Genomic DNA, 1,169 nt, shown 5'->3' on the forward strand with positions numbered 1-1,169 from the left:
CCCGCGTTCCGCAGATGTGTAGCGAGAAAGGCACACAGATCTGCGGTCTGAGCTGCGGAAACGCTTGCGGGCACGCTGATGCGGCGTGTCACTAGGCGTGAGTGTTGTGCCTGGTCAGGCGTCTGCGGCGGGGATGGCTTCGACGATCTTCTTCGGGGTCGGGATGTCGAGTTTGGCCAGGATGTCGCGCTGGGGCTTGGTCAGCTCGGCGCGCTGGCGGAAGGTGCCGGTCGGGCCGGTGAAGGTGGCGACGGTGAGCAGGTCGAACTCGTCGCGGATGCGCCTCCAGGTGATGCCGGTAGTGGTCTCGATGATGCGGATCAGCAGCAGGGCGAGCCAGCACAAGATGACGTGCGCGCGGATGCGTTCTTCCAGCCGGTGATAGACCGGGCGCAGGTCGATGACCTGCTTCATGTTCCGCCAGCCCCGCTCGACCTCCAGCAATTGCTTGTAACCAAGGGCGATGTCCTCGGCCGGCAGTTTGGGGTCGGAGCAGCGCAGCAGATACTTGCCGTCCAGGTTCGCCTCGGTCTTGACCTTCGTGGCGTCGATGCGCAGCAGCCCGCCCGGGGTGGTGCGCAGGTAGCGGTTCAGGCCGGGCTTGGTGGAGATGACGCCGCGTAGTTCGGCGCGTTTGGTGGCGCTCAGCGCGTCGGTGCCGGCGATCACCTCCTCGAGTTGGGCGATCAGACGTTCCCGGATGGCGGCGTCGCGTTCGGCGCCTTCGGGGTTGTAGCAGATCACGAATCGGTCGGCTTCGCCGATCCGGACCTCTTTGACCTTCAGATTCTCGGCCACGTCTTGATAGCGGCCTTGGCGGGACAGGGCGGCCTTGGCCTCGGCCGAGCCGGAGCGCAGCCGTTCGCCGATGATGTAGTGGTGATCGCCTTGGCGCAGGTAGCGGCGGTTGTCGGCGGAGGCGAAGCCACGATCGCCGACCCACACGATCTTGGACAGGGTCCAGTCCCGCATGTCGTCCTTGACCTGGCGGATCAGGGCGGTGTCGGTGGTGTTGCCGGGCCAGGACCAGATGCGGACCGGGATGCCGTCGCGGGTGACGGCCATGCCGATGACGATCTGCGGCAGGTCGTCACGGTGGTCCTTGGACTTGCCGCGGGCGCGGAATCCCTTCATCACCGCCCCGTCGCCGTCGCCGTCGCCGTCGCCGT

1 protein-coding gene is annotated in these 1,169 nt (G+C 66.6%); it reads right to left on the bottom strand.

The genetic code is table 11. The annotated features are described in order from the left end of the window. Positions 1 to 114: 114 nt before the first annotated feature. The coding region (locus E1294_RS51990) for an IS1634 family transposase (protein ID WP_165978005.1) at positions 115 to 1,169 on the bottom strand (1,055 nt) is incomplete at its 5' end.

It is taken from the genome of Nonomuraea diastatica, assembly GCF_004349015.1.
GTDB lineage: Bacteria > Actinomycetota > Actinomycetes > Streptosporangiales > Streptosporangiaceae > Nonomuraea > Nonomuraea diastatica.